The sequence below is a fragment of the Microcystis sp. LE19-41.2A genome, assembly GCF_027530405.1.
Taxonomy (GTDB): Bacteria; Cyanobacteriota; Cyanobacteriia; order Cyanobacteriales; family Microcystaceae; genus Microcystis; species Microcystis aeruginosa.
The window spans coordinates 1-13,302 of record NZ_JAPZQJ010000551.1 but is presented as its reverse complement, the minus strand read 5'-3'; the positions used below and the strand labels follow the sequence as shown (position 1 = coordinate 13,302).

15 protein-coding genes are annotated in these 13,302 nt (G+C 43.5%); 7 read left to right on the top strand and 8 right to left on the bottom strand.

The window, feature by feature from the left end:
* Nucleotides 1-159: 159 nt before the first annotated feature.
* A complete protein-coding gene (locus O9290_RS23160; RefSeq protein ID WP_002768563.1) occupies nucleotides 160-666 on the top strand; it encodes a hypothetical protein in 507 nt (168 codons plus the stop codon).
* Between the two features lie 72 nt (nucleotides 667-738).
* Here O9290_RS23160 and ndhD1 read toward each other — a convergent pair whose 3' ends face one another.
* The 4 genes from ndhD1 to O9290_RS23140 all read right to left on the bottom strand — a co-directional run bounded on the left by ndhD1 (nucleotide 739) and on the right by O9290_RS23140 (nucleotide 4,726).
* A complete protein-coding gene (ndhD1, locus tag O9290_RS23155; protein ID WP_002762997.1) occupies nucleotides 739-2,322 on the bottom strand; it encodes a photosynthetic/respiratory NAD(P)H-quinone oxidoreductase subunit D1 in 1,584 nt (527 codons plus the stop codon).
* A gap of 828 nt (nucleotides 2,323-3,150) precedes the next feature.
* Nucleotides 3,151-3,780 carry a DUF1361 domain-containing protein gene (locus O9290_RS23150; protein WP_288028182.1) on the bottom strand — a complete coding sequence of 210 codons (630 nt, stop codon included), beginning with the start codon at nucleotides 3,778-3,780 and terminating at the stop codon, nucleotides 3,151-3,153.
* A 3-nt stretch (nucleotides 3,781-3,783) separates the two neighbouring features.
* On the bottom strand, nucleotides 3,784-4,200 hold the full coding sequence (locus tag O9290_RS23145) for an acyl-CoA thioesterase (protein ID WP_002760673.1): 417 nt from the start codon (nucleotides 4,198-4,200) through the stop codon (nucleotides 3,784-3,786).
* A gap of 7 nt (nucleotides 4,201-4,207) precedes the next feature.
* Nucleotides 4,208-4,726: a cofactor assembly of complex C subunit B gene (locus O9290_RS23140; RefSeq protein ID WP_002734244.1), complete on the bottom strand. Its 519-nt coding sequence runs from the start codon at nucleotides 4,724-4,726 to the stop codon at nucleotides 4,208-4,210.
* A 132-nt stretch (nucleotides 4,727-4,858) separates the two neighbouring features.
* Between O9290_RS23140 and O9290_RS23135 the strand changes: the two genes are divergently transcribed.
* The 3 genes from O9290_RS23135 (at nucleotide 4,859) to O9290_RS23125 (ending at nucleotide 7,313) form a co-directional block, all read left to right on the top strand.
* Nucleotides 4,859-5,764 carry a metal ABC transporter permease gene (locus O9290_RS23135; RefSeq protein WP_004163173.1) on the top strand — a complete coding sequence of 302 codons (906 nt, stop codon included), beginning with the start codon at nucleotides 4,859-4,861 and terminating at the stop codon, nucleotides 5,762-5,764.
* Nucleotides 5,765-6,086: 322 nt separating this feature from the next.
* The gene (locus O9290_RS23130) at nucleotides 6,087-6,725 is read left to right on the top strand and encodes a MotA/TolQ/ExbB proton channel family protein (protein ID WP_002760669.1); all 639 of its coding nucleotides are present in this window, start codon (nucleotides 6,087-6,089) and stop codon (nucleotides 6,723-6,725) included.
* A gap of 18 nt (nucleotides 6,726-6,743) precedes the next feature.
* Entirely contained in the window at nucleotides 6,744-7,313 is a 570-nt protein-coding gene (locus O9290_RS23125; protein WP_002760667.1) for an ExbD/TolR family protein, read from the top strand.
* Here the strand turns inward: O9290_RS23125 and O9290_RS23120 are convergent, their stop codons facing one another.
* From O9290_RS23120 to O9290_RS23110, 3 genes are all read right to left on the bottom strand, one after another.
* Complete coding sequence (locus tag O9290_RS23120) at nucleotides 7,314-7,664, bottom strand: hypothetical protein (RefSeq protein ID WP_002760665.1); 351 nt, start codon at nucleotides 7,662-7,664, stop codon at nucleotides 7,314-7,316.
* A 274-nt stretch (nucleotides 7,665-7,938) separates the two neighbouring features.
* On the bottom strand, nucleotides 7,939-8,976 hold the full coding sequence (gene csaB / locus O9290_RS23115; RefSeq protein WP_002760663.1) for a polysaccharide pyruvyl transferase CsaB: 1,038 nt from the start codon (nucleotides 8,974-8,976) through the stop codon (nucleotides 7,939-7,941).
* 281 nt (nucleotides 8,977-9,257) lie between these two features.
* On the bottom strand, nucleotides 9,258-10,337 hold the full coding sequence (locus O9290_RS23110) for a RuBisCO accumulation factor 1 (protein WP_288056677.1): 1,080 nt from the start codon (nucleotides 10,335-10,337) through the stop codon (nucleotides 9,258-9,260).
* Nucleotides 10,338-10,550: 213 nt separating this feature from the next.
* On the opposite strand from O9290_RS23110, the gene ccmO reads away from it, so the two are divergent.
* Nucleotides 10,551-11,351 (top strand): beta-carboxysome assembly protein CcmO, encoded by an 801-nt coding sequence (gene ccmO / locus O9290_RS23105; protein WP_002775137.1) that lies wholly within the window; start codon nucleotides 10,551-10,553, stop codon nucleotides 11,349-11,351.
* Nucleotides 11,352-11,511: 160 nt separating this feature from the next.
* Here the strand turns inward: ccmO and O9290_RS23100 are convergent, their stop codons facing one another.
* Complete coding sequence (locus O9290_RS23100) at nucleotides 11,512-11,685, bottom strand: hypothetical protein (protein ID WP_288056676.1); 174 nt, start codon at nucleotides 11,683-11,685, stop codon at nucleotides 11,512-11,514.
* 114 nt (nucleotides 11,686-11,799) lie between these two features.
* Between O9290_RS23100 and O9290_RS23095 the strand changes: the two genes are divergently transcribed.
* Together O9290_RS23095 and O9290_RS23090 are read left to right on the top strand one after the other, a co-directional pair.
* Nucleotides 11,800-12,837 (top strand): hypothetical protein, encoded by a 1,038-nt coding sequence (locus tag O9290_RS23095; RefSeq protein WP_288056675.1) that lies wholly within the window; start codon nucleotides 11,800-11,802, stop codon nucleotides 12,835-12,837.
* A gap of 174 nt (nucleotides 12,838-13,011) precedes the next feature.
* Nucleotides 13,012-13,302 (top strand): hypothetical protein (locus O9290_RS23090; RefSeq protein ID WP_288056673.1); only part of this gene is annotated, 291 nt, incomplete at its 3' end.

Here is a 13,302-nt window from a genome sequence, read left to right as displayed (position 1 = left end):
TTGAAAATTTTTGCCTCAAACCCTATCGGCGTAAGAACTTCAGGATTTTGTGTCCAGTAGTTCATTGGTATTGTATTGCTTGAACTCAGGCTCTGTAAGACTTTTAGCCATAGCTAGTATGTTTATACGGGGGAAGTCCAGGAATAAAGGAGATTTTTCATGAGTCAAGAGTTAACACCTGCTCTAGAGCCAAAGCGTAAAGGCACATTGGGGGAACAAGTTCGTAAAATTGCCGATCAGCTTCAACAAGATACTGAATTGCAGATTAAAGCGACCTCTCGTATACTAGGAGCCGCCGCTCAGATTAGTGAAAATCACGATCAACTTATTCGTGAGGTTGTTGATATGGTTGAGGAAGATCTAGACAACCAAGCTTGCGTTTATCAGACAATCAACTTCACTGTTGATACTCTTAAGCAGCAGTTTAGAACGCTAAATGAAGCTAAGTATTATTTTGGATTAAAAGCTAATAGTTGGGCAGCTCTTGCTAATAAACTCAACAATCTATCTACTCAAGACTCGATGCCTATTGATTATGACAAGAATTCAATATCAAAACGCTTTGATGTGATTGAAGGTGAGATCAGAGCTATGCGTTCCGAAATAAGTCAGATATTGTTTCTGTTAAAGCTACTTATTCCTGATAAGTCCTCTCTTGATCAATAATGTGGTGGGTTACGGCGAATTTTTAATTATTGGTTAACTGCTTAACTTGTCGTCGCCTAACCCACCCTACATTTAAATTTCGGGTGCTTTTAGGGAATAAAGGGAGAAACTAGGGGTTTTCACTTTAGCCTGTTGCACTAAACTGGGGACGGAATTACGCGCTAGGGCGGTTAATTTATTGGTGGTAGCATCGTAAATCGTCGTCGCCACTTTGGGATAGAGTCCAATGCCGATAATTGGCACTAATAGAGAGGCGATAATAAAGACTTCCCGGGGTTCCGCATCCACTAGGGCATGGTGTTCTTCTAATTCCTTATTTTCCGGTCCATAGAGAATTTCTCGCAACATGGACAAGAGATAAATCGGGGTGAGAATGACACCGATAGCCGCTAAAAAGACGATAATGACGCGGAAAGTGGGACTATAGGCATCACTGGTGGCAAAACCGATAAATACCATTAATTCCGCCACAAAACCGCTCATCCCGGGCAAAGCCAGGGAAGCGAGGGAACAGGTGGTCCACATGGCAAAAACTTTCTTCATTTTCTTGCCGACACCGCCCATCTCGTCTAACATCAGGGTATGGGTGCGATCGTAGGTACAACCGACCATAAAGAATAAACTCGCCCCAATCAGTCCGTGGGAAATCATCTGTAGCATCGCCCCACTTGTGCCAATATCGGTAAAGGAAGCCATACCAATCAGCACAAATCCCATGTGAGAGATGGAAGAATAGGCAATTTTGCGCTTAAGATTGCGTTGGGCAAAGGAGGTTAAGGCGGCGTAGATAATATTAACTACCCCTAAAATCACCAAAACGGGGGCGAAAACGGCGTGAGCATCGGGTAACATCCCCATATTCATCCGTAAGAGCGCATAACCACCCATTTTAAGCAAAATTCCCGCTAGTAACATATGGGCGGGGGCAGTGGCTTCGCCGTGGGCATCCGGTAGCCAAGTATGGAGGGGGAAAATCGGCAGTTTTACCCCGTAGGCAATCAGAAAACCAGCGTAGAGGAATAATTGCAGTTTCAGGGGAAAATCCTTGCCGGCAATAGTCACCATGTCAAAGGAGACGGTATCGCCATAAAAAGCCATCGTCAGCGCCGCTACAAGGATGAATAGAGAGCCTCCGGCGGTGTAAAGGATAAATTTGGTGGCCGCGTAGAGACGGCGTTTACCGCCCCAAATGGAGAGGATGAGATAGACGGGGACTAATTCTAATTCCCAGACGAGGAAGAACAGTAACAGATCCTGGACGGCAAACACCGCAATCTGTCCCCCGTACATCAACAGCATCAGGAAGTAGAATAGTTTCGGTTTAAAAGTCACCGGCCAAGCCGCTAAGATAGCCAGAGTGGTGATAAATCCCGTTAAGATAATCAGAGGCATGGAGAGGCCATCGGCTCCTAAAGACCATCTTAGGTCAATTTCGGGCAACCATTGGTAACTTTCCACTAATTGCAGATTGGGATTAGCGAAATCGTAACTGGTATAGAAAGCGTAGATAATTAGGGCAAAGTCGATTAATCCCACCGTCAGAGCAAACCATCTCACGGTTTTACCGTCTTTATCGGGAATTATGGGAACTAATAAAGCGGCGACGATGGGAAAAAGGATGATGGCAGTTAACCAAGGAAAGTTCGTTAGATTCATCGGCTGTTTTAAGTAGTTGGACAAAAGTAAAGTTAACTGTGAGGTAAGGAGTCAGGAGTCAGGAGTCAGGAGTCAGGAGTCAGGAGTCGGTCGTCAGTAAGAATTGCGGCAATTTACATTTCTTAAGATAGACAACAGAATTTATGTCCGACTTTTTAATATTTATTTAATCGTCAGAATCGAGAAATTAAGCTACGGCTTTTTGGTGGTTTTACCTGGGAAAACCGCTTTTTTTCTCTTCTTCTCGCGGTTACAGTTAACTGTACCTAAATCAATCTAGCAATTATTTTCCTGTCTTTGTCTATTAATATTGTTAAGTTTCAAGAGACTTCTGGCTTAATTAGGGTTTGCTAAAAAAGTTTTTCGGTGGGGGCAGGGTGTGGGGTGTGGGGTGTGGGGTGTGGGGTTTTACCAGTTTTGAGGTGGCCAATTACCTAATTTTCAGGGAAAAAGTGCCTAAATTTCCCCCCGATCACTCCCACATCCAGTACCTTTTGATTGACAAAACGCCTAAAAGTCTTACCCAACAAGGTTTTTAGATTTATTCAGCCAGCCCTAAGTATCTAAGCACAATTAATTACACATCTAAGCCACTACTCCGTCAGACTTCTGCTGTGATCAGTAAACAGTGAACTGAAAACTCAAATCCGATCCCTAATAGCTGTATCCCGTCTCCCGTCTCCCGTCTCCTGTCTCCTGTCTCGGAGTCTCGACTAGGAAATTAATTTTGCACGACTACTTTCGCTGCGGCCAATTGATCTCTGTCTTCCTACTATCTTTTAATTAATCGGAAAGAGACTAGGAGAGGGTCGAAATCCCCGATAGGCGTTAATTGTAGCCAAAAAATCGATTGTAAAGCCTTTTATTGATTTCGTATAGTACCCAAATAATTAAAAAACAGATAGAGATGAATATCAAAGGTTTTTGAGTCAGTAAATTCTGCAAACTCCAGAATAGTTGCTGCGGTTGAGTGACTAGATACCAACTATTCAGCCGGAGAAAACGCCCTAGATAAATACCGATCGCACTTAAAAAATGGAGAGTTATTTCTAGGGGTAAAACTGCTGAATTTAGCTGACTTTGCTGACAATAACTTTTTAAATTAAGTAAGGAGAGAACGTATAGCTGAAAGCCAAGGAAAATAAAGATACTATACTGGGGAATTAAAACTAAAAAAATTAAACTTTTGGCGTAATCCTGCTGAACATAAGAGATTAAATGAATGCTATCGGTGAGAATATAGGGAGCATTGGGTAAAAAAAGCAGGAAAACTAAGAGAATTAACCACCAGAGTAGGGAACGATCGAGGGCGATACGAAATAGCCAAAAGCTAAGGATAAAGGGGATAAAGGCCAGAAAAGAATTCCAGATAATCCTCCCGGTGCTAAGGTTAAATAATTGCCAAGCATTGTGCCACCAATCCCTAGTTAAAATTATCGTTAAATCTGCCCAAATCATCCCTTAAATACCAGTCTCCTCTAGGGTTGATAAATATCCTAACCAATGTTTTAAAGATTCCGGTAAAGGGATTCTTTTTCTAGCGGTGGGAGCGATGCACACATGGCGAGTTTTCGCTTTTGCGACCATGATTTCAGCCAAATAAATTTTATACTGCAATTGAAACTCGTTTTCGCTCAGGGATCGGGCAGTGAAATCAATCTGTATTTGATCGCCACAAAAAAGGGGACGAAAAAACTGGATTTCCGCTTGAGTAATCGGTAGGGCAACCGGAGAATCTTTCAAAAAATCCTTAATATTGATGCCAAATTGTGCTAAAGAAAACTCGTAGGCTTCATGACAGATCGAGAGAAGATGGGCAAAGTAAACCACACCAGCCGCATCGGTATCGGCCAGATAAATTAGGCGTTCATAGGACATAAAAAGCTTATTGTCTTTCTAGAAAGGTTAAACTATCTTGTAGTTGTCTTAACTCGTCTCGATGGGCTTTGACAGTTAATTCCGTTTGCTGAGATTTGCTTTCTACTTTAAAAGCCACTTCCTCTAAACGGCCGACTTTTTGCCAATAGAAAACACCCGCGAGGGGAGATAAACCCACAAGAGCAAAAATATAGGGATTAGTATCGGGAAATAACACCGATAACACCAGTGAGAAGCAAAATAAACCCAAGGCAGCTAAAATTGTCAAAAATATCGCTAGAAAGGGGCTAGGCGGCACAAAACCCTGTAATCTGACAATATTCTGTTCGGGTTCGATCGCCTTGACTTGATAGGAACGTCGGTCAAAATAATCTCGCAGTTGTTCTAATAGTTGGTCGTCACTGGTACTGGTAAGATAGACACGCTGTTCGATACGCTCCTTGACGGAACCGCGAATAAAAAAGAATAATCCCACCATGAGCAGGAGAGTCAGAAAAAAAGTTGAGGAAAGAACGGGGGTATCCATGGCGGCAGTTAGGAGCGAAAAAACTTACAATTAATCCTAATCCTAACCTATCTTCTCCCCCGATTTAGAAGATAGACCCTAGGAGCAAAACCTCGATCGAGAATCAGAAAAATTTAACCCCAAGGCAGATTCATGGGCAACAATCTATTAACAGGATTAATCGAACCCTTACAGTATAGTTTCATGCAGAGATCCCTAATTGAAGCCATCATCGTCGGGATCATTTGTGCGGTGGTGGGAACCTACCTGATGGTACAACGTTTGGCCCTCTTGGGCGATGCCATCAGTCACTCGGTCTTACCCGGATTAGCGATCGCTTTTATTGGTAATTTTAATCTGCTACTGGGTGCTTTACTAGCCTCAATGGTCAGTACTCTACTGATTAACTTGATCCGTAATCGTTCCCCAATCAAAGAAGATGCGGCCATGGGGATCGTTTTCTCGGCTTTTTTTGCCCTTGGCATCACCCTGATCACTCTCATCCAAAAAAACAACAAAATTGACCTGAATCACTTTCTCTTCGGCAATATTCTGGGTGTCACTGCTGCCGACATCCGCGATACCCTAATTATTGCCGTTATCGTTTTGTTAACCGTTTTGCTCCTGTATAAAGAACTATTATTCTACACTTTCGACAAAATCGGGGCGCAAGCGGCGGGTTTACCAGTAAATTTATTAGATTTAGGCTTAATGCTCCTGATTGGTCTGACCATCGTTGCTAGTCTCCAAGCGGTGGGAGTAATCCTCGTTTTGTCCCTTTTGATTACCCCCGCGGCCACTGCTTATCTTTTAGTTACCCGTCTCCATCAAGTCATGGGTTTAGGTGTGGGTGTGGGTATTATTTCTAGTATCAGTGGGATGTATTTAAGTTATTACTGGAATTTACCCTCTGGACCAGCGATCGTGCTTGTCGCTTTTAGCCTATTTATGTTGGCCTTTTTATTCAGTCCCCGTCAGGGAATTTTCACCCATCCCTCTAGTCTAGGTGGTCAACTTTCTATCTGGGGAGAGATGAAAAATTTGTTGAGACGACGTTAGTTTGCAGCAGAAGGTGGGGTTTTTGGCAAGTAATCAAAAACAGCCGGCGGCTAAAAAACTGATAACGGCTATAAGTAGTCGTGCAGAATTAATTTCCTAGTCGAGACTCCGAGACAGTAGAGGATGCCCTATCAGGTTATACTTCATCTTTAGGAGAAACGCCTTAAGTATGGCACGATTTTTGAAAAATGGTATAAAAAGTATAAATGTCAATCGATCGACTTAAATCTTAAACTAAATAATCAACCCCGAATCGCCCGGTATTGGAGGAACAAAACAACTCGTGAGTATAACTGATTTAATCCAAAAAGGCGGAGTGGCCATGTGGCCGCTGCTTTTTCTGTCTATTTTAGCTCTTAGCACTATTATCGAACGAATTTGGTTTTGGAGTCGTACTCTCCTCAGTGAGGGCCAGATTTTAAATCGCATTATGGAATCCGCCATCCGTAACTGGGATTTGGCGGCAAAAGTCGCCGGAGATTCCCGCAATCACCCCATTGGTAGCTATCTCTACGCACCCCTGCGCTTAGAAAATCCAGATCCAGAGGTTTTTCACTTTGCCCTCGAATCGGCTGCCGATGAACAATTATCCCTAATGAAACGGGGCGATAAAATCCTTGAGGCAGTCATTGCCCTTTCTCCCCTGTTAGGATTATTAGGGACGGTACTCGGTTTAATTACCTCTTTGGCCAATATTCAATTAAGTGACCTGGGAACTTCCTCGACGGCGGGAGTAACTTTAGGTATTAGTGAAGCTTTAATTTCCACCGCTACCGGCCTAATTGTCGCTATTTTTAGCCTCGCTTTCTATCGTGTTTTTCAGGGACTCTGGTTCAATCAAGCCCGAATTTTTCGCAAGGCCGGCAGTGATTTAGAAATTATCTACCGCCAACGCTGGTTACACCAAGAAGACCAACAATACGCCCTCAGTGCTAACCTAGAAAAACCTCTCGATCGCTAAATCTCTCCCTTATCAAGCATGGCCGAAACTAAATCTCTTAACCACAAAAAGCCAAAAAGTAGCCATATCACAGCCCGTCCGCTCAAATTATGGCATGATCAACACCGCATTCAAGAGGATGTGCAGGTTAATATCATTCCCTTGATCGATGTAATTTTCTGTATCCTCACTTTCTTTATTCTCGGTGCAGTGGGATTATCTCGCCAACAGGCTATCAGTCTCGATTTACCGAAAGCTAGTACCGCCACCACCCCGATGCGGGAAATGTTGGTGGTTAGTCTCGATGATTTCGGACAACTCTACGTCGAAAAACAAATGGTGACTCGCGCCCAGTTGTTCGAGGCGATCAAGAATTATCATCAATATAGTCCCAATGGACTGATGGTACTGAATGCCTCCAGAAATGCCAGTTATAACGAAGTGGTTGGGGTTTTAGACCTACTGCGACAGGTAGGCGGTGATCGTGTGGCTTTAGCGACTCTATCGGGGGAGGCTAATAATCCCACCCTGGAAAATAGCAATCCTTTGCCCAATTTGCCGACTAATCCCACCTTGCCCAGTTTACCCAATCCTCTGGGCAGCAATTAACTAGGAATGGATGCGATAGCTGAGTAATTGTTCTTCGAGGGCGGCAATGCGATTGTAGGCCGCTGTCAATTGTGCCGTTAATCGGCGAATTTGGATTTCATCGGCAAAAGAATTATCGCCATTGACAGCTGGCGCTTGTTTGCCACCGTGATCCCGGAGAATATCTTTATGATCGTAGAGGCTATTATCGGATAACTCGGAAAAACCGACCATTTCCAGGGATTCTCGCCGGGAATGACTCGATTTATCCCCAGCTAGGATAGCAATTTGCTGGCTGAGGCTTTCGACAATATCCTGTAAACGCTCGACTTTCTGCTCAAGACTGATAATCTGTTGTTGTAGTCCATTCATGCAATTACCTAGGGATAAAGGAGGTTTCCCCTCTATGCTAGGCTCTGGAGGAAATGGGCTATAACAATTTCTGATTGATTTAACGATCCCTTTACTGCCCTTAACGAAAATATGGCACGGGAAGTCCCCACACGAGACCGAAGCAGGATGGGGATGTGCCGAGTGCCTCCTTTCCCCTTGATCAAAACCTATGCCACAACAAGGACTTAAGCATATTTTGAGACTTTTTAGAATGAAATAGCCCTGGCATCGGTAATCGCACTCGACATAAAAATTAGCTCACCAATCTAGATAAAATTTCTCGATGAATTAAAGCTCGATCGATTAAAAAATGTTTGCGATCGCTGGTTAATCCCTCTCCATTGGCATAAAAATCAATCCAAGTGGTACTAATATCATTAACTGCCTCTGGTAACTGCTCTAATTCCCAACCCGGCATCGGTACTTCGGCAATTAATCGCGACACTTTCGGATCATAACTAAGGGCAAAACAACGACAATCTTCTGCCGCGGCCATAATTAAACTATGAAAGCGCATTCCGATCACCATTTCTACCCCGCGAAATAAGCCTTTTAACTGTCTCGGATCCTCTAAACTAATGATTTGATGATTTTCCTTTAATTGACGGGCTACAGCTTCACAGAGGGGCAAATCCCGCGACTTTTGAAAAGGGACTAACAGAATAAACGCCCCCGTACTGGTTTGCAAATCAATTAAAGCTTGGGTTAATTTATCTAACTTTGCCGGGGTTAATAGGGGATGGGGACGTAAATTGACGGCGATTCTTGGGGCGGGTAAATCCGATAATCCCTTGACTGATTGAGCGTCTAAAGCCCATACTGGATCGGGGGCAACAATGGGACGAATACCCCAATTGGCGACTAAATGAGCCGATATATCATCGCGCACACTAACTAAACTACATTGTTGCAAGACTTTTTTGGTTAACCAACGGGTAAAAGGTCTATTTAATGGCCCAATTCCCTGCCCCCAAGCAATAGTTTTTAAGCCCAATAATTGAGCAAGAGCCATTAAACCACCGTAATAAATTGGACTGGCAAAACTGGTGACATCCTGCATTAAACTGCCGCCACCCCAGATAAATATATCGGCTTTTTTAAGAGTCTGAAAAACTTGCCACCAATCCCGACTAGGACAGGTTTCCACCCCATAACGTTGACTGGTTTCTCTGGGATTATTTGACAAAACAATAGGTTTAATTTCTGACGGCAGCATCTGCAATAGAGACACTAATAATGCCTCATCTCCTCCGTTTCCTCTCCCATAATATCCACAAATTACTGCACGCATATATTCAGTTATCAGTTATCAGTTATCAGTTATCAGTTATCAGCCAGAAAAAGGCAAGAGTCAAAAGGCAAAAGTATGGTAAATTTGTCTCCTGTCTCCTTTGTCCGCTTTGTTACTTTTTCCTTTAAAAATGTCTCTTAGTTTCTTAAGTTATGCCGTCAGCTACAAGTTAGCAGTGACCAGTTTTATTCGATTCAGTTATCAGTTTATCTATTTTCTTATTCCCACTCATAACTAATAGCTTAAACCTGATCACTGGTTACTGATCACTGATCACTGATTTAGTCGTCCATTTGCCAGGGTTCGGTGATGTTTTTTTCATCGAGGATATTTTTTGCTCTTAAAATCAAGACCAATTCACCTAGTATGGTGACATCGGGCGAACTATCAAACCATTGTAAAAAAACGGCATTATCCTTCTCCACTAGATAATAATTGTTCACATCCCATTCGGCCAAAACTCGATCGATCACTAATAACACTTCCTCGGACCTGGTGGCAATCGATCGAGGTAATTGATCGCTAGGCCATAAAATAGCTACAGGATCGATCGCCTTGAGAATTGCTTGCCAACCGGGGAGAGGCACAATCGTTTGTTTATCCCCCACCGTTACCAGTCGAAAAGGTTCCTCGACGCTCAAACTTTCTGTGTGTTTTATATCAGTTACCGTCACCGGAAATCTTCCTACTAAAGGAATAATTCTGGCTAATTCGTCCTCATCCTGTAAACGATGGACGGGCAGCAGGGGAGCGCTACGGGTGGGAGTAACGGTAAAATCTTGTAGTAAAGACTCGATCGCCTGTCTGGCCGAGTCAGAATGGGCAAATTTCAAACCTTTAGCGATTAATTTCGCTCTTTCGGCTAAATCTCGCTTTTGTTTGCCCCGTTTCCAACACTGATAAGCGATCGCATCTCCAGGATGACGAGTAAATTCACTGGGAATCTGGGATAAACGGGAAAAATCTTGGATAGCTTTGGCGATATCGTGTGCTTCAGCCACCTCAATCCTTTTTTCTGCCGCTAATTTCGCTGCCCCCAATCTTTGTTCTTGGTTGAGAATCCGCAATTCGTATAGCACATCACTGCGCGGCCCGATGTAGTAACTTAACAAATCTTCAGATGCCCCCGCTTTGATTAAACTCTCAAAAACTTGGGCAGCGACAATAATTAAATTTTGTTGGGCATTTTGAAAACCGGTTTGTTCAAAAATTAACTGGGAATCGTAGCCAGCTTTTTGCAGTTTTTGACATTTTTGCCCCCAATTCACCCAATTTCCTTCCTTATGAAGCAGCGAGCGCATTAATTCGGTCGCTTCCGTTTCGCTGATTCGATCATCTGTACTGCGAGGCTGTTCTGTCATAGACAACTTGATCAAGCTACAATAACTAAAATTTATCTAATCCCTCAAAAATCTTCAATAGCAATTAAGGTTAACAGGATAGACTAGATAGTAACAGGATAGCTGACAATCACCCCCTTCGTACCTGTTAGGGCAAGTTTATCTTCAATGTCTAGATTAAGAGTTAATGGAAGCATTCCCCCCTCGTCCACAACTAACCCCGGTCAAAGGACGATGAAAACCAAGCGTCACCCCAAAGATAGCGCCTTGGGTTTAGTCTCTACCCTCAGCTTTCCGGCGATCGTCGGGACAGCGGATATGATGCTAAAATCGGCAGAAGTTACCCTCGTGGGTTACGAAAAAATTGGCGGTGGTCACTGTACGGCGATCGTGCGTGGTAATATTGCCGATGTGCGGTTAGCAGTGGAAGAAGGGGCAAAAACCGCCGCACAGTTCGGACAATTGGTATCTAAATCGGTTATTCCCCGACCGATGCCCAATTTAGAGGTAATTTTCCCCATTGGTAGCCGTTTAGCCGAAATTGCCCAAAGTCAACGGGGTTTCAGCAAACTGAGCAATATGTCGATCGGTCTCTTGGAAACCCGAGGTTTTCCCGCTATGGTGGGGGCAGCCGATGCCATGTTAAAATCCGCCGATGTGCAGTTAGCTTCCTACGAAACAATTGGGGATGGTTTGTGTACGGCCATTATCCGGGGTTCCGTCGCTAATGTGGCCGTAGCCATTGATGCGGGAATGCGGGAAGCAGAGAAAATCGGTGAACTGCACGCGGTGATGATTATTCCCCGTTTATTGGAAGATTTAGAACATACCCTACCGGTAGCCAGCTACTGGTTAGAAACCCCCGAACCTTTACCGATGTTGTTACCCAATACTGTCCGGGAAAAACAACGGGAATTAGTAGCTTTACCAGAATTGGAAAAAACCAAAATACCAATTCGTCGCCAAGAAATGCAGGAAAAAGTGTTAGAAGAAGTGATTCCCGTGGAAGTTATCACCGATGAGGACAGTTATTAATTTTTATTTTCAACCTTGCTCCTGTGCTGCTAAAAGTATAGGAGCAAAAGGTTGAATTAGGATTTGCTGAAAACGTTTGTTGGTGGGTGTGGATTTCCAGGTAAAAAATCTTTACAGAAGGCCTCGACAATTAAACGAATCGAATAATTATAAATTTTTGTCAAGGGGTGCGGTCAGATCGAATAATCGTCGCTAGAATCAGCCTAATTGTCAGGAATTTAGTTAAATAAGGTTTTTGGCAATAGGCTAATCTAGCTAACACGCTTTTGGGCGTAATATAGGGAAGACTTCTGGCGATCGCGACTAGGTGGGGTGATATACCGAAGGTTTCCATATATCGTTACCCTGGAAAGTGTTATACGGAAAGTTTCTGTATAATTAATGGCTGGTTCTGTCAAAGGAGGTTCGATGTATAATGCGAAAGACATTAGGCTGGAGGATCGCTTATATGAGTGAATTGTCAACTATTTTTCGTCGTGATGCCTTTCCGCAGAAGAAACGTGCTTTCGTCCTAATGCCCTTTCGTGAACCTTATGACACTATCTACACTTCTAGAATTGCTAAGACGGCGGGAAATTGCGGTCTCGAGTGCATTCGTGCTGATGAGATCTACACGGATAAAACGATCATGGGTAATATCTGGAGTGGCATACAGGAAGCAGAGGTCATTATTGCCGATCTCTCCGACAAGAATGCGAATGTGATGTATGAATTAGGGCTGTCTCATGCTTTGTGGCGGAAAACTATTTTATTAGCACAAAATATTAATGATGTTCCTTTCGATCTCCGCTCCTTAAGAATTGTATTGTATTCGCCCAATAACCTCGACCAACTCCAAGCCGAGTTGACGAAATTCTTGAGGGCTCTCGTAAATTTTCCGCCGGTTGATCCCTTGTGGACTATCCGTGACAGTATTCTTCAACAACATGCCTTCTTCGGAGATGATATTACAGGGACGGAGTTCGATTGGAAGTCCATGATGGGCAGTTTGCAAAAAGAAATTACTATTTTTGGTCCTACTTTATCGTTTTGGCTGAATGATGACGATGCACGCGCTGCTTTGGTAGAGCATGTGAGCCGTCGTAGAGAGTTGTTACTCGTACTGAGTACCTGGGAACCCATTGTTGCGTTTGGTGGGACTGGACCAGCCGACCTGAAGAAAAGCATCACCCAACTTATTCATCTCTATGAATCCTTACCTCCTGCCCAACGTACATTTCTCAAATCCCGCTTTCATGTTTCTGTATCCACACTTTCTGGAGTACTTTCTGATCCGAGGGAAGATACTGGCCGCTTATGTCTTACATTAAGACTCGCAGACCAGCACAATTCAGCGGCTCGGTTTTTCATCGGTCTTCGCCGTGATCAACAACCCGCACTCTTTGATAGCACGACAAAAGCCTTCTTTAACTTCCGTTATCTGGGGGAGGAAATCACTCCTGAAGGAATGATTCAACGTGGTATCGACGCTGGGTATGTAAGATAACGACTCACCCAAAGATCCCAATCTTGTAGGGTGCGTTCCCTAATGTGGCTCCTACTGCTCCACTAATAGATTTTGGGGAACGCACCATGCACATTGATTGAAACTGTGGGTTAAAGTGCGGTCGCCGATCTTAATAAGCTATATTAACAACAATACTTAAAGAGAAGGCTTAAAATGGTTAAATCAACTTTGTACAGGACAGCAAAAGTCCTACCAGGAAATAGAATTGAAATTGAATCTCCAGATCTGACTGTAGGACAAACTGTTGAGGTAGTTATTTTGGTTGAAGAAGTTAGTTCTGATTCTTCCACCACCGAAGATATATCTCCATCCTTAAAACAGCGTCTTGCTTTTCTGAAGTTACCAATGACTGAACGGAGGAATATTCTCAAAAGTCAAGCCGATATAATGCTCTCTCACTATCAACAAGATTCTGAATGGCAGGAGTTAATGGCAGGTGACATC